This is a genomic window from Spirosoma utsteinense (genome assembly GCF_014282275.1).
GTDB classification, from domain to species: Bacteria; Bacteroidota; Bacteroidia; order Cytophagales; family Spirosomataceae; genus Spirosoma; species Spirosoma utsteinense.
Map to the genome: position 1 here is coordinate 132,971 of NZ_VFIA01000015.1, position 20,493 is coordinate 153,463.

Sequence of the window (20,493 nt, forward strand, 5' to 3'; positions counted from 1 at the left end):
CCTGCTAAAACTGCCCAACTATGAGACTTTTTCTTTTCTTTCTCCTGAGCCCGTTACTTAGCCTGGCTCAGACCCCAAAACCCAGGTTTACTACCCAGGTTGTCGATAACCAGATCGATATTGGGTATGGCTTAGCCATCGGCGACGTCGACGGTGACCGGCACCCTGATATTTTGCTGGCCGACCAGAAGCAGTTTGTCTGGTATAAGAACCCGGCTACGAAAACAGGAACCTGGAAACGGTATGTGATGGCCGAGAACCTGACGCCACAGGATAATGTCTGCATAGCTGCCCGCGACCTCGATGGCGACGGGCGTGTAGAGGTTGCTGTAGGGGCAGGCTGGAGTCCCGCCGAGACCAGCGACAGCACGAAGTCGGGCGCCGTTTTCTACTTGATCGCTCCCAGAGACCCGACCCAGCGCTGGGAAGCCGTGCGCCTGCCTCATGAGGTGACGACCCACCGGATGCGCTGGGCCAAAACCGGCTCGACCTATCAACTGATCGTTGTGCCTTTGCATGGGCTGGGCAACAAAGGCGGGGAGGGGCGGGGCGTCCGGGTGTGGGGCTATGAATTTCCGAAAAACCCGCGTGGCCCCTGGAAACGTTACCTGGTCGATTCCACGCTTCACCTGACCCATAATTTCGAGATCTGGGAAGACGGCCCGATCACGGGGGTAATCGTAGCCGGAAAAGAAGGGGGTAAAATACTGGAATGGCAGTCGGGTCAGTGGCGCTACCAGCCCGAAGAGGCCGCCCGAAACGCCCTGCCGTTGATGACTAATAATACCGACGGAATCGGCGAAATCAGACGGTTCGACAAGGGTGCCGGTATTGCTACCATTCAGCCTATGCACGGCAATGTGTTACAGATCGAAAATGGCTACTATTCCACCAAACGACCCCGGGCTGATGTTTCCGAAAAGGAAATAAACGTGCTTACCGACGGACTTAGTCAGGGCCATGCGCTGGTATGTGGCGATTTTCTGGGTACGGGCCACGACCAGATCGTGGTGGGCTGGCGCAATCCGGACAAGAACGGGAAAGTTGGTGTGCGGCTGTTCGTGCCGCAGGAGAACGACAACTTCGATGGCTATATACTCGACGATACCGTTCGGATGGCGTGCGAAGACCTGCAGGCTGTCGACCTCGACGGGGACGGTGATCTGGACCTGATTGCATCGGGCCGGGCGACGCTGAACGTACTCATCTACTGGAATCAGCAGAAGCCGTAATTTTTCTGATAAGGTTTCTTTCTGACAGGATTGACTGGACGAACATGATTTTTATTTCGCACCAATCCTGTTCATCCTGTCAGAAAGAAACTAGCTCTCCCGGGTCCAGACGATGAAATCGGTTACCGGCGGTTCGGTCACCAGCGGCCGGATGAGTTGTACTACCTGCCCGCGGTGGTAGGCGGCATGGTGGCTCATATGGGTCAGGATGTCGAGGAGCGTACTTTGATACGGTTCCTGCTTCGAGTTGGCATAGTCGATGGGATTAGTCAGGTCCGTTTCAGGCAGCGTGTTCAGGTAGCTCACGATCTTGCGGTGCTGGCGCTCGGCCGTTTCGTTCATCCAGGCTACCGGGGTATCTTCCCAGATAGAAATAAATGTTGTTTCGTTGAGTGCGCGGCCGAGCCATACCTGCTGAGCCGATAAAATATGACCCATCACGGCAATAGCGCGTGCGGGGGGATTATCCAGCGTCTCAAGTGCGCCGATAACCCGTTGATTAGCCCAGAGTTCGTAGTTAAGCAGGTGGATCAGGTAGTTTTTCATTAGATACCGCGTTTGATAGCCTGGTATAGTGCTTCGGCGACATAGGTTCGGGTATTCAACGAGCTGATTTTGTTATTGTTTCGGGTGGGATACACGCGGTTGGCCAGAAATACATAGGTCAGGTTGTAAGCAGGGTCCGGATCGACCCAGGTAAAGGTGCCCGTAAAGCCCGAGTGACCGAAGCTGTCTTTGGTAGCCGACCGGGGGGCGTTACCCGTATAGGCAAACGACGGCTTCTCAAAGCCCAGACCACGCCGGTTGCCCAGTTCCGGAAACTGATAGCGGGTAAATTCAGCGATGGTCTTAGCTGAAATGTACTGTTGTCCGGCATAACTGCCCTTCTGCCGGTACATCTCGAACACCTTCATCAAATCGTTGGCCGATCCGAACAGACCTGCATGTCCTGACAAACCACCGAGCATGGCGGCCCCTTCGTCGTGAACGCGGCCCCAGATGAGCGTCTTCCTGAATAATGAGTCATACTCGGTGGGAACAATACGATCGAGCTTATAGAAACGGCGTGGGTTATACGTCAGTGTAGCTGCGCCCAGTGGCTTATAAAAAGTCGTCTTCAGGAAGTCTTCGAACGGTACGCCCGTGATGCGTTTCACGATCTGCGGATAGAGAATGAACGACAGATCGGAGTACACATATTCTTTCTTGGCGTTCAGGGGCGAATCGCGGATTTGCTCAAAAATGGTTTTCGAGTAGTTCTTGAACAGATATAGGCTGTCGGTTATTTCAATCGGGTAACGGGCGCTGCGTTCAGCCTTGAAGGTTTTAGGTTTCCAACTGCCGTCTTCCTCCCGGGTATCCATCCAGAACGGAATCCAGGCTCTCAGCCGGGCCTGGTGCGTCAGTACGTCGCGCCAGACGATGTCGGCCTTGTTCGACTTTTTGAAGCTGGGGAGATAGTCGCTCATTTTGCCGTCGACGTTGAATTTGCCTTCGTCCACCAGCCGCATCAGGGCGGGCGTCGACGTACTGACCTTCGTGACCGAGGCCATATCGTACAGATCGTCTAGCTGAACCGTTTTTGGTTCGGCACCCAGCGATGCGTCGTAAGTATGTTTGCCATAGGCCTTGCGAAAAATAACCTTTCCATTTCTGGCCATCTGAACTACACATCCCGGAAACGCCTTTTGCTCCAGACCGACGTTCACCAGCGAATCGACCTGCCGGGTCAGAAACCGGCTGTCGATGCCCACCTCTTCGGGAATCGTGTATTTGAGTCGGCCGATGGCGTTGATGGCAATCCCGTCGCCCAGCCGGAACCGCTGGTTCACCGTTACGGGGAGCTTACCCGATGCGCCAATAGCGCCGAAAATCAATTGGGCCGATAGTTCTTCGGTGTAGTCGGTCAATTGATAGGGCATGACAATGGCCCGGGCCTGCTCAATGGTGCGTCCGGGCCGGGCGGAGTCAGCAGGCACATTCAGCCTGTCGAGCGAGTAGACATTCCCGAACACCGTAACAACCGCTTTTCCGGTCGCGACCAGATCACCAACCAGCGTTGCCGTTTTTGCCTGCATGCCGTAGCGGGTGCCGGGCCGAATGTTGTTCAGGTGGACATCGACCAGCAGCAGGTTATACGCCTGCAATGAATCCAGCACCTTCGCCACCGTCGAGTCGGCCATTTTTGACGTCAGCCGGAAATGGTCCACCTGCGTATAATTTCCGGCCATCTGCTGAAACGCCGTCACCTTTTCGCTTTCAATCGCCACAGAAGCAATACGGAGCGTATCCAGATGCTGTAGGGGTAGCAGGTTCTTGTCGTTCTTCAGAACCGTCAGGCTGGCTTCGGTAAACTGACGGTTGAGCAGCACATCCTGCACCGGGTTCAGGTCGCTGACGAGGTTGTCGAGTACAACGGGTTTGTACTTGTCCAGCCCGACCCAGGCTTTGGCGCGCAGTACTTTCAGGCAGCGGGCGTCCAGCGATTGCTGGGTGATACGACCATCGGCAATAGCCTGTTTGATCAGGGCCAGGGCGGCCGGTACGTCTTCGGTAAACTCCAGCACGTCCATACCTGCTTCAATGCCCAGCTCATCGGCCTGCCCTGACGGGAAGTATTTGGTAACGCCTTTCATATTCATGGCGTCGGAAAATACGAGTCCCTGGAAACCCAGTTCATCTTTGAGCAGGTTCGTTACGATGTTAGGCGATAAGGTCGAGGGGCGGTTGCGGGTCGTGTCCAGCGCCGGAATGCTCAGGTGGGCGATCATCACACCCGACGCCCCGGCGTTGATTAACTGGCGAAAGGGATACAGCTCGAGGGAGTCGAGTTCGACCCGGCTTTTGCTGATCAGCGGCAGGTCGTAGTGCGAATCGGTGCCGGTGTCGCCGTGGCCGGGAAAGTGTTTGATGCTGGTCAGGAGCTGGTTGTCTTCCATGCCGCGGACGTAGGCCAGCGCTTTGCGGGTTACGGCATATTTATCTTCGCCAAACGAGCGGAAGTTGATGACGGGGTTGTTGGGGTTGTTGTTGATGTCGACCGATGGCGCGAAATTGACGTGCATACCCAGCCGACGTGCCTGCTTCGCCAGATTGGCACCCATCCGGTAGATAAGCGAATCGCTGCCCGGCATGGCTCCCAGCGTCATTTGATAGGGATACCGGACGGTGCTATCCAGACGCATGGCCAGTCCCCACTCGGCGTCCATCGCAATCAGCAACGGTACGGTAGAAAGCGCCTGAAGCCGGTTGGTGAGCTTGGCCTGCCGGATGGGCCCACCCTGAAAGAAAACCACCCCGCCCAGTTTATTGGTCCGAACCAGCGTTACCAGCGAATCTTCGTAGCCCGGCTTCCGGTTCGAATACCCCGCCACCATGATCAGCTGACTGATGCGCTCATCGGGCGTCAGCGTCGCCAAAACGGAGTCGGCCCAGCGGTTTACGCGTGGCCCGCCATAGCGGTTCGTTGGTTGTAAAAAGGAGGGTAGGGTAGTTTGAGCGAACGCAGCAACGGAGAAAAGAACGCTAAGCAGGGTAACCAACAGGGACCGGCAAGAGGTCATGGGCGAATGAATTGGGTCGTGAAGTCTCAAAAATACGAAAAGGACAGCGTTCATCCCTACATTGCCGGTGCTTACCTGTTCTCAACATGACTTCGTTGATTTCCCGAGTTAGTAAATTGGATACGCACCACCGGGTACTTATTGCGCTCGGTGCAGCTTTTCTGGCGTTCATCGGCATATACCAGAATTCGGACCTGCCCGTTCGGCTGACCTTCATCTGGGTGGCGTTCGCCTTTACAATGTTAGCATTGATGTGGATCAGTATCGTCAATGCCCATCCGCGCGAGTTGCTTCGGCTGTCGCGTTTGCAGGATTCCAGCCGGCTCTTGATTCTTGCCTTTGTGGTGGTGGCAGCCGTAGCCAGCCTGTTTGCTGTGGTAGCCCTGCTTGACTCCATAACGCCGGACAACCGTATACTCCATACTACATTGGCTATTCTGGCCGTTGCGGGTGCCTGGGGGCTGGTCCATACGATCTTCACACTCCGGTATGCTCACCTCTACTACGGCGACCCCCGGAAACAAACCGAACCACCGGGGGGGCTTGACTTCCCGCACGAGACCGAACCGGACTACCTGGATTTCGCTTACTTCTCGTTCGTCATCGGTATGACCAGCCAGACGGCCGACGTGTCGATCGGGTCGAAACGGATGCGCCGTACCGTACTGGTGCATGGTATACTCGCGTTCAGCTTCAACGCGAGTATTATCGCCCTGACGATCAGTGGCCTCTCCGGGGTGCTGTCGAACGAGTCTCCGGCAAGCTCTGCCGCTTGTTCTTATCCTGCTGATCGCGTTCGTATTCTTCACGCTGCCGTTTGTCGGACAGCAGATTCCGGTACAGGCCATTGAGTACATAAATGTCATCGACCTCGTCGATGAGCCGGTGTAAATGTTCGCGGACTTGGGTGATATTCATTCAGGGTAGTTTTGTCGAATCGCTGTTATGTTAGCCTGACGGGGCTACCCTGACAACACAAATGAGTCTGGTTTTGCTCAATGAAAGAAGAAATATCCCAACGCAATACCGGCAATGACGCCCATTAAATCGGCGAACAGACCAAATGGGATGGCATATCGCGAATTACGAATCCCGACCGAGCCAAAGTACAGAGCCACAATGTAGAACGTGGTATCGGCCGCGCCCTGGAACATACAGGACAGGCGACCAACGAACGAATCGGGGCCGAACTGCTTCATGGCGTCGATCATCAGCGCCCGTGACCCCGAGCCACTCAGCGGCCGCATAAGGGCTACGGGCAGGGCATCGGTAAACTCCGTGTTCAGGCCCGTCAGGCTGAACAGGAACTTGAGCCCGTCGATCACGTAGTCCATAGCTCCCGAGTTCCGGAAGGCTCCGATGGCCACGAGCATACCCACCAGATATGGAATGATGCGTACGGAGGTTTCGAAACCCCCTTTCGCGCCTTCGATGAAGGCGTCGAAAATGTCTACTTTCTTGCGCATTGCCCCCAGCAGAAACGAGACCACGATGAGCATCAAAACAAGGTTACCCGTTACCTTGGAAATGACCTCGATCTCATCCTTCGTTTTGGTCGACAGAAACCAGAGCGCCAGGGCAATCAGGCTGGTGATGCCGCCCAGCCAGCCCAGCACGGTGCTGTTGATCAGGTTGATGCGCTGCTTTATGGCCACGGCAATCATACTCACGACCGTGGCAACGTAGGTGGCAATCAGGCAGGGAATGAAAATGTCCGATGGGTCTTTAGCCCCTAGTATGGCCCGCTGCGCCATGATGCTGAGCGGGATAATGGTCAGGCCGGATGTGTGCAATACCAGAAACATGATCTGGGCATTGGAGGCTGTCTCTTTCGTGGGATTCAACTCCTGCAAACTCGCCATGGCCCGTAGCCCGAAGGGTGTCGCGGCATTGTCCAGCCCCAGCATGTTGGCCGAGAAGTTCATGATCATCTGGCCGTTGGCGGGGTGGTTTTCCGGTACTTCAGGGAAGAGTTTATGGAAAAACGGGCCGATGATCCGGGCCAGGAAATTGATGGCACCCGCTTTCTCGCCGATGTTGAGCAGCCCCAGAAAAAACGTCATCACCCCCGCCAGCGGCAGGGCGATATCCATAACGGCGACCTTCGACGAATCGAACAGCCCTTCCACAATGAGTTTAAAGATTTCGGTGTCGCCGAGGAAGATAAGCTTGGCGAGAGCAACCAGAAAGGCAATGATGAAAAAGGCAACCCAGATGTAGTTTAAGGCCATGTACGGGCAGGTTTAGCAGGCAAAGTACCGCGTTTTGGCTTTATTTGCGCCATGGTAGATGAAAAAGTTATGACACAGCGACCCCCGGAGAAAGAACAGAGACGCACAAAGAATCGTCACGTTATCGCCGTGTATCTCTGGGTTATCGCCGTGCATTTATGTGCCACAAGCCTGCACGCGCAATCCTTCGAGACCGCTATGCAGAAACAGGGTCTTGTCGATGTGCAGCAAGTAGACCCCACCATTCTGGTCGATCTCAAATACTCGACTACGGATAATTTCGTGGGTAAAGATGTGTACGGCGATCTGACCCGCGCCTACATGCAGCCCATGGCGGCCCGCAAACTCGCCAGCGCCAGTAAGTACCTAAAGGCGCACCACCCTAACTTGCGGTTACTGGTCTATGATGCCGCCCGTCCCCGCAAAGCCCAGTGGAACCTCTGGAATGCGTTGCCCAACATGCCTGAACGCGAACGCCAGAAGTACGTGGCTGACCCCCGCAAGGGGTCTATTCACAACTACGGCTGTGCGGTCGATCTGACGCTTGCTACCGTGGATGGTCGGTCGGGCGCGCCGGAACCGCTGGACATGGGCACCAAATATGATTTTTTTGGGGAACTGGCTTATCCCAAGCTGGAAAGCAGTTTATTGAAATCGGGTAAGCTGACGAAGCAGCAGATCGCGAACCGAACCATGTTGCGTACGGCCATGCGCCAGGGCGGCTTCACGTCTATTGAGTTCGAGTGGTGGCACTTCAACGCCATTTCACGGGCGAAGGCGAAGGAAACATTCCGGATTGTGGACTAGGGTGGATTGCTGCTAAAGTAGTCTGCTTACTCACCCACCATCCGCTACCGACCTGCCCTGACCAGTATGGCATACAGAAACAGTCTGTTCAGCCCGATGAATACCAACACGAATACCAGCATCACTTCGAGGTTAACCGCCCCGGGTAGGGCCATCGTCGATGACCTCAGGGTTGATACGTGTAGTTATCCTGCTGGAAATGCAAACGGTTATATCCGTTAGCCTTCATCCTTAAACTCCAGAATATCACCCGGCTGACAGTCCAATGCGTTGCAAATCGCGTCGAGGGTACTAAATCGAATGGCTTTTGCCTTGCCTGTTTTCAGAATCGACAGGTTGGATAGCGTCAAATCAACCTTAGCGGAAAGCTCATTCAGTGACATCTTCCGTTTGGCCATCATCACGTCCAGGTTTACAATTATGGGCATGGCTTATACGGTGAGGTCGTTTTCGGTTTGCAGTTCGGTGCCTTTCTTGAAGACGATGGCGATGATGTAGATCACCCCCGCAAAGAACAAAATCTCACTCGCACCCCAGTTGTCAGGCACGTCGATGCCCCGCTTCGTGATCCAGCCGCTGGTTCCGCTGGCAATAATGGCTAAAATGCCCGTTTCGAGGGCCACATGGCTAATGGTTGTGATCAGCGCGGTGATGTCGTGGTTAAAAGGTTTGGCGAGGTCAAACTTCGTGAAGATTTTGACCACCAGATAGGCGATGTAGGCTTTCAGGCCAGTCAGTACGATAACCAGCGATGCCACAGGGACGTAGTACGGCAGGCTGTAGTTATACAGTTTGGAGAGGTTCAGGCCCATGTAGAGGTCTTTCGCTCCAGCAGGATTCACGAAGATGCTAACGAAGAATGAGATCAGGAGGGCACCCGTCTTGATGCAGAGGCCAATGAAGATGATCCAGAAAAGCAAATTCATGATCTTCAAGACCGTTGTGTTTGTGGTTGTCATTTGCGTATGTGTTTAGCTCATAGGACAAATAACAATAATTATTTATTGATTATCAATAAAATTTTAACCATTACCAAAAATAATCTTCATCATAGGCTGTCGGGTATGTCACGCAGGGTGATGGCACGTTGCAGTATATCCCGAATTAGGTCGACGGGCAGGTCCTGCGTTGGCTCAATCAGCAGCAGTTTCATCTGGGTACGTTTTCCCTGTGTGAGTGCCGGATGGTCTATGTTGGCACCGTTGGTAATGCCGATATACGGGAGCTTCAACGCCTTATCAATCCACAGATAGAACAGATAGCGTCCTTTGTAATCGAAAAATGGTGTGTTCCATTTCCAGGCCGGGGTCAGGTGTTCGCTTTGGGCCAGAATCAGGTCGCGCAGGGCGAGCAAACAGCTTTGGGTAGGTTCGGGCTGGGTGAGGTAATAAGTATCAAGGGCGTTCATCAGACTCGGTTCGTTACGATCAACTACGTGGACTGGTCAGGTACGTTTCTCCGCTGCTGTCACGACCAGAAAAGCCACGACCAATATAAAGCTATATTCGCTTCTGCCCGTGTCATGTTCGCCCACAGACCAGCCCAACGATCTGTGGATGAGCCGGATGCGCTCCTAACCGCAGCACGGGCACGGCCGCTAAAACTTAACGCCGAAATGCAGCCCCGACTCGAACAAAAAGTAGTTGTTCCACCTCTGCTCCAGGCGGGCAAACGACTCCGGTACGTTCGTGTTGATGAGCCAGTGCGTTACGGCTACCGAGGGCTCGACGAAGAACTACTAAGCCATCTACGCTGCTTATTGTCAGAAATAAGGCACGGTAGCCGTCGCGTTCGCTCAAAACACGACGTTGTCGATCAGGCGCACCTTGCCTGAATGTGCAGGGGACTAGAACCAGATATTCATCACGTCTCGATTTAATTCGACAACATGAGCTGTTTCTAAAATATGGAGCAAGGACTTAAATTGAGATCGGAAAAGATCGAGCAAGTCCCTGTTTTTGAGGTTTCCAGTAGTAATGTATACCAGTTTGTAAGGCTGCTTCTTAATGAGATAGGTGTTCAGGAAGTCGACGTCTTTCGATATAACCACCCGCTTCTCGATCATGCTCCGCTCGCCAATGTATCCGTCCGGTATGCGCGTGTTGGTAAGCAGGGCCGAGACATGAACCGCGTCATGACCTTTAGTGCATAACCACTCGGCCAGTAGAGCAGGTAATTGCTCATCTACAAGAAACATCATGCAGCTAGCGGCTGTGTGCGAAAATGCGCCAGTTGAATGGCGTATTCCAGACAGGCTTTGATGTCGTCAGGTTCAAGAGTTGGATAGTCGTCCATAATCTCATCCCATGTCATACCGCCGGCTAGCAATTCCAGAATGGTGGTGACTAACAGACGCGACCCACGAATAGTCGGTTTGCCGTGGCATATATCCGGGTCAATTGTGATTTTCGACAGCATACTATTCTTTTTCTGTAAAGTTACTCAAAACACGACGTTGTCGATCAGGCGCACCTTGCCCAGATGCACCGCCAGACAGATAGCCGTCTGGCCCGGTGCCAGCACCTCGCCGGCGGGTTGGAGCGTGTCGGCATTGGCAATATCGACGTACTCCAGCCGGAAATTGGGGTTATTGCTGAAAAAGCCTGTTACAGCCGCTTTAGCCTGAGCCGTGCTCTGGCCTTCGCTTAACAAATCGTGGGCCAGGGTCAGCGCTTCATGAAGGGCCGGAGCCAGCTCACGCTCCTCAGGTGTGAGGTTGCGGTTGCGTGAGGACATCGCCAGTCCGTTGGGTTCGCGGACGGTGGGGCACCGGACCAGTTCGACGGGGAAACTCAGCTCCCGGATCAGTTGCCGGATCACCGCCACCTGTTGCAGATCTTTCTGGCCGAAATAGGCCCGCTGCGGCTGGACGATGTTGAAGAGTTTGGCCACCACAATACCAACGCCGTTGAAATGACCGGGCCGGTGCGCTCCTTCCATAACCGTCTCCAGATCCCCAAAGCTCAGCCGCATAGCAGGCGGGTTGGGATACATCTCCGTTACCGACGGGGCAAATACAATATCGCAGCCAGCCGCTTCGAGCATCCGGCAGTCCTCTTCCAGGGTACGGGGGTAGCGGGCTAGGTCGTCGGGGTTGTTGAACTGGACCGGATTGACAAAAATGCTGGCAACGACCAGGTCACCTGCCTGCCGGGCTGTTTCGATGAGCGTCAAGTGACCTTCATGTAGCGCTCCCATGGTAGGGACGAGGCCAACAGGGCGGTCAGTAGGGAGCGAATCGAGGTGTTGACGAAGGGCGGTGATGGTGTCGAAACGGTTCATAACGGTTAGCTTGATTTGCGGCTGCAATGATACGGGATCGGTATCTTTTTTGGACAAAATGTATTGAAATGTGGGAAAAAATTGCCTAATTTTGTAAGTTTTTTAGGTCACTCAAACAGCACACTCCGCCCGTTTCTATGAGCAAACTACGTATTCTCTACGTTGCCAGTGAGATCAACCCTTTCCTGAAAACGTCAGACGTCGCCGATTTCGTCCGTAAACTGCCTCAGGCGATGCAGGAGCGGGGCATGGAAATCCGCATTCTAGTGCCGCGTTTCGGATTGATCAACGAGCGTAAAAACCGGTTGCATGAAGTGGTACGCTTGTCGGGCATCAACATCGCTGTGGGCGACGAAGAGAAACCCCTGATTATCAAAGTAGCCTCCATTCCAACGGCTAAACTACAGGTCTATTTTATTGATAACGAAGACTATTTCCAGCGTAAGTACGTTTTCCATGACAAAGAGAATCGGTTCTACGACGACAATGACGAGCGGGCCATTTTCTTTTGCAAAGGCGTACTCGAAACAGTGAAAAAACTCGGCTGGGCACCGGATATCGTTCACTGCAATGACTGGATGACAGCGTTGATTCCACTGTACCTCAAGACAACCTACAAGAACGACCCGATGTTTAAAGACGCCAAGTCGGTCTTTACAGTCTATAACAACTCATTCGAGCATCGGTTTGAAGGCGATATCATCGAGAAAGCCCGGATGATGGATATCGACGATTCCATGCTCAACGAGCTGAAAACAGCTGATTTTCCCGGTTTCATCCGTATCGGCTGCACCTACGCCGATGCTGTTGTGCGGGCGGAAGAAGAGTCGAGTGAGAGTCTCAATGCCATTTTAACTGATTTACCCGAACACAAATTTGATGCTGCCGAAGATGAAGATGTCGCAGAACGCTATTACAACCTCTACACGCAACTGGCTGGGTAGACTCTGTCTGCTAGCGGGGGCTGTAGCGGGCGTGCTGGCCTGCGAAGAACCCAAAGAAATAGGCTTACCACCCTCCACACCGGTCGATATTGCCTACAGCGATACGCTCCAGGCCGTTCGCTCAACAGTATTACTGGATTCTGTTCGTACCTATAACACCAGTCAGCTACTCACTGGCAGCTATACAGACCCTGAACTGGGTAAAGTAAAAGCCTCGGCCTACGCTCAGTTAACACTGTCGGGTATTCCATTCACCATTCAGGGTACCGATAGCAAGGATATTCCGACGGCCAGGATCATCTATGATTCAACACGGCTGATTACGGGCTATTCCGGGTACTTCTATGGCGACACGCTGAAAACGCAGGAGCTGCAGGTCTACCGGATTACGGAAGCCATTGAAGCGGCCAAGAATTATGACATCAATAGCTCAGTGGCCCACGAGAGTGTGCCTTTACTGCGGGCTATGATTCAGCCGAGACCCATCACGCAGGATTCGACGCGGGGCTTGCGGCTTCGGTTACCCGATACCTTTGGTCGCGAACTGCTGGCGCTGGCCAACACCGATACCGGTAGAACCTTGGCGCTGTTTCAGGCGAAGATGAAAGGGCTGGCTTTTAAAACGGCCCAGACCGCTAATGCAGCTCTGTTCGGTATTGTCCCTAACTCGTTCGTTGGTGTCTATTACCATATCGAAGGCGAAACGTCAGCACGGCTTAAGGACTTTAGTTTCGATGGCGGCCGGTTCAACCAGGTGCAGAATGACCGGACCGGCACGGCGCTGGCCGGGCTTACTACCGGTTCGGGCCTGTCGGCAACGGCACTCAAGGGAAAGTCGTATGTTCTGTCGACGGCAGGCGTTACCACGAAACTTACGTTTCCGGGGCTGGACGAAATTCGTAAGAACAGCCGGGTAGCGATTAACCGGGCTGACCTGATCATAACGCCAAAAATTACAACAGGTACGCTCTATACGTTGCCATACTACCTGACGCTGGCTGAAGTAACGACGCAAAACCGGATCCTGCGAACCACCCCAACTCGTTTGCTGCAGTTGGTGCCGCTGCCACAAACGCTCTTCGATCGGGCCGAGGTTTCGTTCAATTCTCCGCAAGCGGTAGCTTATAACACCCGGACAAGATCCTATACATTCGAATTGAGCGGTTATTTTCAGTCCATCCTGGCTGGTAAGACGCCCAACAACGGCCTTGCCATTTTAACCGCCAGTACAGGCCAGCTGGGCTTGTCGCAGAGTAGCCCGTCGCCGGATTACTACATGACCGATCGGTTATTTCAGGCGGTACTGGAGGGAGATGCCAGTGTGAAACTAGTGGTGTTTTATACCACCTCAAAATAGGTTTACCCACCTTGTATATGCGGAAAAAGCCGGAATCTCCGGCTTTTTCTATTTACTTTACCCGCCGAAGAGTACAACAGTTGTTAATAGAAAAACCGTAAACTGTCAATAAAATCATGTGTGGAATAGTAGCCTATGTCGGGCATCGCGAAGCGTGTCCAATCGTAATAAAAGGGTTGAAACGGCTCGAATACCGGGGTTATGACAGTGCCGGTATTGCGCTGATGAATGGCAGTGGTCTGAGCGTTTACAAAAAAAAGGGAAAGGTTGTTTCGCTGGAGGGTGAACTGGCCGGCCGCGACCTCCAGTCTACTATCGGTATGGGCCACACCCGCTGGGCTACCCACGGCGAGCCCAACGATGTGAATGCCCACCCGCATTATTCGTTTCACCGGAAGCTGGCCATCATCCATAACGGGATTATCGAGAACTACGCAGCCATCAAGCAGGCGCTGCTCAAGAAAGGGCATACCTTCCAGAGTGAAACTGATACCGAAGTGCTGGGGCAGTTTATTGAAGATATCTGGGAGAACAACGGCGGGACGCTCGAAGACGCGGTGCGCCTGGCCTTGCAGGAAGTGGTGGGTGCTTATGCCATCGTGATCATGAGCGAGGCCGATCCCACCCAACTCATTGCGGCCCGTAAAGGCTCGCCTTTGGTGATTGGGGTGGGAGAGGACGAGTTCTTTCTGGCGTCGGATGCTACGCCCATCGTGGAATACACCAAAGACGTGATCTACCTGAACGATCTGGAGATCGCTATCATTAAAAACGGTGAACTCACGGTTGTCACGCTCGATAATACCACCACTACGCCCTATGTCCAAACCATTGAAATGGAACTGGCGGCTATTGAAAAAGGTGGATTCGACCACTTCATGCTCAAGGAAATTTTTGAGCAGCCGCGCTCTATTGCCGACTCCATGCGCGGGCGCGTCAACGCCGACGACGCCATGGTACAGCTGGGTGGCCTACGCGATTACGTGGATAAACTGGCCAAGTCGAAGCGGATCGTTATCGTTGGCTGCGGTACCTCATGGCACGCGGGTCTGGTGGCTGAATACATTTTCGAGGAATTAGCCCGAATTCCGGTCGAGGTCGAGTACGCGTCGGAGTTCCGGTACCGCAACCCGATCATTAAAGAAGGTGATATCGTCATTGCCATCTCGCAGTCGGGCGAAACAGCCGATACGCTGGCCGCTATCGAACTGGCGAAGTCGAAAGGCGCGACTATCTTCGGCGTTTGTAACGTCGTTGGGTCGTCCATTGCCCGGGCCACCCACGCGGGGGCCTATACCCACGCTGGGCCGGAAATTGGGGTAGCCAGCACGAAAGCCTTTACGGCGCAGGTGACGGTACTGACGCTAATGGCGCTGGCCGCGGCTAAAAAGAAAGGCACCATCTCCGACTCGCTGTTCCGGCAGTTGCTGGTGGAGTTGGAAAGCATTCCCGCCAAGATCGAACGGGTACTGCAATCGGCCGACAAGATCAAGGAGATTGCCTATATCTTTACCTACGCCCGTAACTTCATCTACCTGGGCCGGGGGCTGAACTTCCCCGTTGCGCTGGAAGGAGCCCTGAAACTGAAAGAGATCAGCTACATCCACGCGGAGGGCTACCCGGCTGCCGAGATGAAACACGGTCCCATCGCGCTCATCGACGAAGACATGCCCGTTGTGGTCATTGCCACGAAAGACTCATCGTACGAGAAAGTCGTCTCTAATATTCAGGAAGTGAAAGCCCGCAAAGGCCGCGTCATTGCCATCACGACTGAGGGCGACACGAACCTGCCGGGGATGGTCGATTTCACGATCGAGATCCCGAACGTTCACGAGATTCTGATGCCGTTGATTTCGGTAGTGCCGCTCCAACTGCTGGCCTACGACATCGCCGTGATGCGTGGCCGCAATGTCGACCAGCCGCGGAACCTGGCGAAGTCGGTGACGGTGGAGTAGGGGTAAAGAGTGAACGAGATAATGAGATAACGAATGCCGTTGCCGTCCAGGGAGCGGCATTCTTTTTTTAGCGTCAGGCAACCCTTTCGCCAGATCCGGCATTTCTGTACTTGAAACGACCACGACTTTAAACCACGCATGCATCAGCTCGTCGAACAGTGTCAGCGGGGTAACGCCTTCGCCCAAAAACGGCTGTTCGATCAGTTTGCGAACCGGTTGTTTCGCGTGAGCCTGCGCTACGTCCGGAATGAACCTGAAGCCGAGGAAGTGTTGATGAACGGTTTTCTGAAAATATTCCGGGCGATCGGCGATTTCACGTACCGGGACGAAAACGGGCTGGACGCCTGGCTCCGGCGAATTATCGTCAACGAAGCTTTGCAGTACCTGCGTGCCAACCGACGACTGCCGTTGTTTCAGGCGCATGAACTGGCCGATACGCAACCTGATCCACAGTCGCTTCCTGATGAGGGGTTGGATGCCGAACGGATCTACGCGCTGATTTGTGAACTTCCAACCGGCTACCGGACGGTATTTAATCTGTACGCCATCGAAGGCTATACGCATCGTGAGATAGGTGATCAACTGGGCATATCGGAGAACACGTCAAAATCACAGCTAAGCAAAGCGCGGGCTTTATTGCAGGAATGGTTAACCAAAAACGGTTATGAACGGGAAACCCGACGAACATCTTGATCAATGGGTACGGCAGTCGCTCAACCGGCTTCCCGACGCCCCTCCGCCCGGCACGGCATTCGATAAGGAACGGTTATGGGTGCAACTGCGTCCGGAACTACAACCCTCCGCCAACCCCCGCCGGCGGTCCTGGGCGTGGTGGGCGGCAGCCGCTTGTCTGGCAGGTGTAGTGTTGGCCTGGCTGGTCCTGAATCAGCCACAACCGGAACAGCGCGTTACGGTTGCTCAGGAAAAAGGCCCGGATGCGCAGATTCTGATCGATCAGAAGTCAAAGGCCGAAATCGAACCTGAGCGGGTTGCCGGGGTGGTTTCTACCACAAGTCGCCCGTTTGTAAAAAGGAAGATTTTAGGAACGGCTCCGGTGCCTGCCCCATCCGGTGGAGGAACCGCGCCAACGGTAGCCCTGTCCTCTGAATCAACAGTAGACACGCGCACTGATTCAGCGGTGTCAACCGCACCCGCCAGGGCCAGCACGGTTGTCGTCAGTGTGCCCAGACGACGATTCCGGGTCGTACACCTCAACGAGTTACAGGCTGAAGAAGAGATTCGTCCTGGTTCGTATCGTACCGAACGTTTTGTTCGGCTCGGCATGGGCAATAGGGGGACACCTGTACCGGAAACCAGCCATCCGTCCATTTCGCTCCCCATCAACAGTAAATCAAACCAGTAGCTATGCGTATTACACAGATTGCCATGCTTGTTTTGAGCATGGCCGGGACAACCATGGCCCAGTCAGCAGGACCGCACCTCCTGATTCCGGGTCAACGGAACAAATTCAGCGGGTTGAGCCATATCGAAGTTGAACTGGGTCAGCGAAACACGCTGCTGGTTGGCTTTGACCGCTATGCTCAGGTTCAGGCACGGCAGAATGTAGACTCGGTACTGCGCCTGTTCGTGAACGACTACCGGAAAATAGCTGATACAACCCAATCCCCGACAAGGGCCATCCACGCTCAGTTTCGACTAAACGAAGCCGACCGGGCGCTCGACCTGCGCTTCACCCCACAGCCAACGTCGTCGTTCCGTTTCCGAAGGGATAATCCGCCCCTCGACGTGAAAACCCAGCAGGATACGCTGCATATCGTTTGGGCATCGGATTCCAGAACGGCAATGGTGGGTAGAAAATCCGTTGCGCCCGATGCTTACGGTGTCTACCTGCTCGTCAATAGCTTCGCCGACCTGGAGGACAGGCTCAACGCAGGTGGTATCAATGGTGCGCTAAAAACGGCCTTCGAATCGGTGCGTTCCTACAAAGGCCACGACCTGACCGATGCAAAGATGGCATTTAACATGGTGCAGGGAACCGATAAACGGGCGCAGTTTATTGAGCCGGGTCTGGCAAAAGCGCCATTCCTCAGCCTTCAGCCCGGTATCGGCGTCGGCCTGATTCGCAACCAGTGGGTCCCGTCGCTCAACTTCGATATTCAGTTTATTCCCAACCGCCGTCGGAGCGTTGGCTACAGTATTGGGTACACGTCTACGTTTTTCTTCGCTCAGGCACCCGATAACGGGTCGTTTCAGGCGTTCCGAAATGACTTCCTGAGCCTGGGCGTCGCTTTTTATAATTCCGACAAGGGCGATAAAGCGACGTCGTTCAGCCGCCAGATAGCTTCTTTTTCGGTGGGAATGCTGGTGAAACGAAGCGGGCCTTATTTCGAGCGTAACACTATCCGGCTGAGTGGTACGGTTTACCAGAAAGGGCCGTTTAAAGTACAGCCTGAATTGTACATGAATGGATTTTTCAAGAAAGTCAATCCCGGTCTGCGTCTGGTCGTCGGATTTTAATGACGCTTCACATGCCCAATCGGCGGCTTCATCCCATAATCCTACTTCCCCTCTTTTACTGGCGTTTTGCCTATAAAAAGAGGGGAAGTAGGATTATGACTATGGTGTTTACTTCCGGTAGTCCAGCGCCGGTTTTCGATCGCCCAGCAAGGCTTCGTATTTGAAGTTGGCTCCGCGTTTCTGCGTCCATTCGGCGCGGGCTTTCTCGATCAGGGCGGGCGTTTTGTAGAGGTCGAGCGCGGTCAGGGCCAGCGTTTTGGCCGCTACGATCATGCCTTTCTGGCCAATGGTCATGCCACTCGCGGCCGTCGACTGCCAGCTATGGGCCGACGAGCCCGGTACCCAGGTGGCGGTTTGCAGGCCCACCGTGGGCACGGTCCAGCTTACGTCCCCTACATCGGTAGAGCCGCCACTCGTCGCACTCTCCGACGCATCGCGGAAGTCTTTAATCAAGGCTGCGTTAGTGATGGGTACCTTCTGGCCCTCGCCGAAGGTCTCGCTGATCTTCTCGGCAAAAGCCGTTTCCTCGGGGGTGTAGGTAATGCCGCCCACCGTTTTGAGGTTCTGGTGCATCGCTTCTGCCAGCGTTACGTTGGGCAACAGGTTGAACACACCGCCCAGCACTTCCCAGTCTACTTTGGTCCCGGTACCTTTGGCCGCGCCCTCGGCCGCGTTCTCGATCCGTTTCCAGACACTCTGGAGAATGTCGCGGTCTTTATGGCGGGCGTAGTAGTACACCTCCGCAAAAGCCGGGACTACGTTAGGCGCGTCGCCCCCTTTGGTGATGACGTAGTGAATCCGGGTATCCTGCGGTACGTGCTCGCGCATCATGTTGACCATGTAGTCCATGGCTTCGACGCCGTCCAGACCCGACCGGCCGCGCTCGGGTGAGGCTGCCGCGTGGGCCGCAATCCCCCGAAAGCGAAACTTGGCGTTCTTGTTGGCCAGCGATGTACCCGCGTCGGCGGCATTCTGCGAACCGGGGTGCCAGTGGAGAACCACGTCGACATCGTTGAACAGGCCCTCGCGGACCATATACACTTTACCGGCTCCGCCTTCTTCGGCCGGACATCCGTAGATCTTCACCGTACCCGCGTGGCCCGACGACTTGAGCCAGTTTTTCACCTCGACCGCTGCCGCCACCGACGCTGTTCCGAAGAGGTTATGGCCGCAGCCGTGACCGCCTTTCTGACCGGCGATGGGCGTAAACTCCGGTTTGCTTTCCGTTGCCAGACCCGGCAGCGCGTCATATTCGCCCAGGATACCGATGACCGGCTTACCAGCGCCGTAGGTAGCGACAAAAGCCGTTGGTATACCCGCTACACCCGCTGTTACGGTAAAGCCTTCTTTTTTGAGTTGCTCCTGCAGCAGGAGGGAGCTTTTCTCTTCCTGGTAGCCCAGTTCGGCAAAGTCCCAGATCTGTTTCGAGATGCCTGCATACTCAGTAAACCGCTTGTCGAGGTCGGCAATGATCGTTTGCTTGTCGCGGTCGACAGCCGGGCTTTTAGCGGTTTTTTTTGACTGTCCAAAGGCCAGAGCGGGCAGGAGCAGGGCCGTAGCAAGGAGTTGTTTGTTCATCGGGTATCGTATAGAGTAGGTTGTAATTGGCTAAAAATAACTAAAAATGGCGTGTCGGAGGCCGCAACCTCCGATCTAAGTGGAGGTCCGGGACGAAATAGAGCCGAATCGGTTGTAGATACTACCTGGTCCTGACCGGGTCAAGGTCATTGTCGTTTGTATTGAGCATACCGTATGAGCATCTTCATTGGTACATCGGGTTGGAGTTACGACCACTGGCAGGGCGTTCTATATCCGGAAAAGACGCCCGTGGGCAAGCGCCTGGGCTATTACCTGCAACGCTTCGATACGGTGGAGCTGAACACCAGCTTCTACCGCTGGCCAAAAAACGAAACCTTTGCGGGCTGGCGCGAGAAGCTACCCGACGGGTTCCGGCTGAGCCTGAAAGCCCCCCGCTGGCTCACCCACTATGGCAACCTCTCAAATCCCGAACGCTGGCTGGACAAAGTCAAAGAAGGCTGGCATGAATTGGGTGACCGCCGGGCTATTTTGCTGGTACAGCTGTCGCCCCGTTTCGCCTGCAACTACGACCGGCTGGCCCGTTTCCTGGATCTGCTGCCCGATTGGATGCCCACCGTCGTCGAATTCCGACACCCGAGCTGGCATCAGGACGCTATTTATGACCTGCTCGAAAGCCGACGGGTGGGGTACTGTATTATGAGCGGAGCTGGCCTGCCGTGTGTGTTACGGGCAACGGCCCCTTTCGTCTACATCCGCCTGCACGGACCCGACTGGCACTCGCTCTACGGCGGCTCCTACTCCGACGACGATTTACGCTGGTGGGCCGACCGTATCCGGGAATGGACCGCTCAAGGCAAAGACGTGTATGCTTATTTCAACAACGACATCGGTGGCCATGCCGTCTGGAACGCGCTGACATTGCGGGCATTAGTCCAGTAAGCAGGATGATACCCGCCTGCTGTTTTTAGCACAGGTACGGATTCATGTTTTCTGGACCTACTTTTTCCCTGTACCGCACCCTAAAATTCGACATCTTTGTAAAATCGCTAGCCGACAGAAGTTTACTTTTTCGCCTAATTGTCCTACTTTCGTCAACCTCACCACC

Annotated in this window: 21 protein-coding genes; 11 read left to right on the forward strand and 10 right to left on the reverse strand. The window is 54.5% G+C overall.

From position 1 onward, the window contains the following. Positions 1–20: 20 nt before the first annotated feature. Positions 21–1,232 (forward strand): FG-GAP repeat domain-containing protein, encoded by a 1,212-nt coding sequence (locus FH603_RS13995; RefSeq protein WP_186738150.1) that lies wholly within the window; start codon positions 21–23, stop codon positions 1,230–1,232. A 90-nt stretch (positions 1,233–1,322) separates the two neighbouring features. Here FH603_RS13995 and FH603_RS14000 read toward each other — a convergent pair whose 3' ends face one another. Together FH603_RS14000 and FH603_RS14005 are read right to left on the reverse strand one after the other, a co-directional pair. Then, on the reverse strand, positions 1,323–1,778 hold the full coding sequence (locus FH603_RS14000) for a DinB family protein (protein ID WP_186738151.1): 456 nt from the start codon (positions 1,776–1,778) through the stop codon (positions 1,323–1,325). After that, a complete protein-coding gene (locus FH603_RS14005) occupies positions 1,778–4,795 on the reverse strand; it encodes a serine hydrolase domain-containing protein (protein WP_186738152.1) in 3,018 nt (1,005 codons plus the stop codon). Before FH603_RS14005 ends, FH603_RS14000 begins: the two co-directional genes overlap by 1 nt. Before the next feature lie 86 nt (positions 4,796–4,881). Here FH603_RS14005 and FH603_RS14010 point away from each other — a divergent pair, with 86 nt between their 5' ends. Continuing rightward, positions 4,882–5,646, forward strand: coding sequence for a DUF1345 domain-containing protein (locus FH603_RS14010; RefSeq protein WP_186738153.1), 765 nt, complete (start codon positions 4,882–4,884; stop codon positions 5,644–5,646). Positions 5,647–5,790: 144 nt separating this feature from the next. On the opposite strand, the gene FH603_RS14015 is transcribed toward FH603_RS14010, so the two are convergent. Further along, on the reverse strand, positions 5,791–7,026 hold the full coding sequence (locus FH603_RS14015; protein ID WP_186738154.1) for a nucleoside recognition domain-containing protein: 1,236 nt from the start codon (positions 7,024–7,026) through the stop codon (positions 5,791–5,793). Between the two features lie 69 nt (positions 7,027–7,095). Here FH603_RS14015 and FH603_RS14020 point away from each other — a divergent pair, with 69 nt between their 5' ends. Then, positions 7,096–7,833 (forward strand): M15 family metallopeptidase, encoded by a 738-nt coding sequence (locus FH603_RS14020; RefSeq protein WP_186738155.1) that lies wholly within the window; start codon positions 7,096–7,098, stop codon positions 7,831–7,833. Positions 7,834–8,051: 218 nt separating this feature from the next. On the opposite strand, the gene FH603_RS14025 is transcribed toward FH603_RS14020, so the two are convergent. The 3 genes from FH603_RS14025 to FH603_RS14035 form a co-directional block, all read right to left on the reverse strand. Beyond that, positions 8,052–8,261, reverse strand: coding sequence for a helix-turn-helix domain-containing protein (locus FH603_RS14025; protein WP_186738156.1), 210 nt, complete (start codon positions 8,259–8,261; stop codon positions 8,052–8,054). 3 nt (positions 8,262–8,264) lie between these two features. Continuing rightward, complete coding sequence (locus FH603_RS14030; RefSeq protein WP_186738157.1) at positions 8,265–8,792, reverse strand: DUF2975 domain-containing protein; 528 nt, start codon at positions 8,790–8,792, stop codon at positions 8,265–8,267. Between the two features lie 89 nt (positions 8,793–8,881). After that, positions 8,882–9,241, reverse strand: coding sequence for a DUF1801 domain-containing protein (locus FH603_RS14035; protein ID WP_186738158.1), 360 nt, complete (start codon positions 9,239–9,241; stop codon positions 8,882–8,884). Between the two features lie 114 nt (positions 9,242–9,355). Here FH603_RS14035 and FH603_RS14040 point away from each other — a divergent pair, with 114 nt between their 5' ends. Then, positions 9,356–9,667: a hypothetical protein gene (locus tag FH603_RS14040; RefSeq protein ID WP_186738159.1), complete on the forward strand. Its 312-nt coding sequence runs from the start codon at positions 9,356–9,358 to the stop codon at positions 9,665–9,667. 12 nt (positions 9,668–9,679) lie between these two features. Here FH603_RS14040 and FH603_RS14045 read toward each other — a convergent pair whose 3' ends face one another. From FH603_RS14045 to panC, 3 genes are read right to left on the reverse strand one after another with little or no spacing between them, the layout of a single operon-like run. After that, entirely contained in the window at positions 9,680–10,033 is a 354-nt protein-coding gene (locus FH603_RS14045; RefSeq protein ID WP_186738160.1) for a DUF5615 family PIN-like protein, read from the reverse strand. After that, entirely contained in the window at positions 10,030–10,251 is a 222-nt protein-coding gene (locus FH603_RS14050; RefSeq protein WP_186738161.1) for a DUF433 domain-containing protein, read from the reverse strand. Before FH603_RS14050 ends, FH603_RS14045 begins: the two co-directional genes overlap by 4 nt. A 24-nt stretch (positions 10,252–10,275) precedes the next feature. Continuing rightward, a complete protein-coding gene (gene panC / locus FH603_RS14055) occupies positions 10,276–11,115 on the reverse strand; it encodes a pantoate--beta-alanine ligase (protein ID WP_186738162.1) in 840 nt (279 codons plus the stop codon). 137 nt (positions 11,116–11,252) lie between these two features. Here panC and FH603_RS14060 point away from each other — a divergent pair, with 137 nt between their 5' ends. The 6 genes from FH603_RS14060 to FH603_RS14085 all read left to right on the forward strand — a co-directional run bounded on the left by FH603_RS14060 (position 11,253) and on the right by FH603_RS14085 (position 17,849). Further along, positions 11,253–12,059 (forward strand): glycogen/starch synthase, encoded by an 807-nt coding sequence (locus tag FH603_RS14060; RefSeq protein ID WP_080241418.1) that lies wholly within the window; start codon positions 11,253–11,255, stop codon positions 12,057–12,059. Beyond that, a complete protein-coding gene (locus tag FH603_RS14065) occupies positions 12,013–13,416 on the forward strand; it encodes a DUF4270 family protein (protein WP_186738163.1) in 1,404 nt (467 codons plus the stop codon). The genes FH603_RS14060 and FH603_RS14065 overlap by 47 nt, the downstream gene beginning before the upstream one ends. 116 nt (positions 13,417–13,532) lie before the next feature. Then, positions 13,533–15,371, forward strand: a complete 1,839-nt coding sequence (glmS, locus tag FH603_RS14070) for a glutamine--fructose-6-phosphate transaminase (isomerizing) (RefSeq protein WP_186738164.1) — start codon at positions 13,533–13,535, stop codon at positions 15,369–15,371. Positions 15,372–15,509: 138 nt separating this feature from the next. Next, complete coding sequence (locus FH603_RS14075; protein ID WP_186738165.1) at positions 15,510–16,064, forward strand: RNA polymerase sigma factor; 555 nt, start codon at positions 15,510–15,512, stop codon at positions 16,062–16,064. Next, positions 16,036–16,734: a hypothetical protein gene (locus tag FH603_RS14080; protein WP_186738166.1), complete on the forward strand. Its 699-nt coding sequence runs from the start codon at positions 16,036–16,038 to the stop codon at positions 16,732–16,734. Before FH603_RS14075 ends, FH603_RS14080 begins: the two co-directional genes overlap by 29 nt. Positions 16,735–16,736: 2 nt before the next feature. Further along, positions 16,737–17,849, forward strand: coding sequence for a hypothetical protein (locus tag FH603_RS14085; RefSeq protein ID WP_186738167.1), 1,113 nt, complete (start codon positions 16,737–16,739; stop codon positions 17,847–17,849). Between the two features lie 108 nt (positions 17,850–17,957). On the opposite strand, the gene FH603_RS14090 is transcribed toward FH603_RS14085, so the two are convergent. After that, on the reverse strand, positions 17,958–19,427 hold the full coding sequence (locus FH603_RS14090; RefSeq protein WP_186738168.1) for an amidohydrolase: 1,470 nt from the start codon (positions 19,425–19,427) through the stop codon (positions 17,958–17,960). Between the two features lie 174 nt (positions 19,428–19,601). Here FH603_RS14090 and FH603_RS14095 point away from each other — a divergent pair, with 174 nt between their 5' ends. Next, complete coding sequence (locus FH603_RS14095) at positions 19,602–20,327, forward strand: DUF72 domain-containing protein (RefSeq protein WP_186738169.1); 726 nt, start codon at positions 19,602–19,604, stop codon at positions 20,325–20,327. Positions 20,328–20,493: the final 166 nt, after the last annotated feature.